Origin of the sequence: Staphylococcus gallinarum (genome assembly GCF_000875895.1) — a bacterium.
GTDB lineage: Bacteria > Bacillota > Bacilli > Staphylococcales > Staphylococcaceae > Staphylococcus > Staphylococcus gallinarum.
The window spans coordinates 1-241 of sequence record NZ_JXCF01000264.1 but is presented as its reverse complement, the minus strand read 5'-3'; the positions used below and the strand labels follow the sequence as shown (position 1 = coordinate 241).

Below are 241 nucleotides of genomic sequence, written 5' to 3'. Positions count from 1 at the left end.
AGATTTATTAGAATTTATAATAAAAAACAAGAACGTAAGGATAATGCAGACATTGAAGTTATGTCTGAACACTTATGGCGTGTAGAAATTGAATTAAAAAGAGATATGGTTGATTATTGGGACGATTGTTTTAATGATTTACATATTTTGAAACCAGATTGGTCTAGTTTAGAAAAAGTAAAAGACCAAGCAATGATTTATATGCTAATTCATGAAGAAAGTACATGGGGTAAATTAGAAA

The 241-nt window shown here is 27.8% G+C and carries 1 pseudogene; it reads left to right on the top strand.

Annotated features, from left to right (window positions below):
• Positions 1-241, top strand: a pseudogene (locus SH09_RS15705) (replication initiation factor domain-containing protein); the annotation flags it as partial.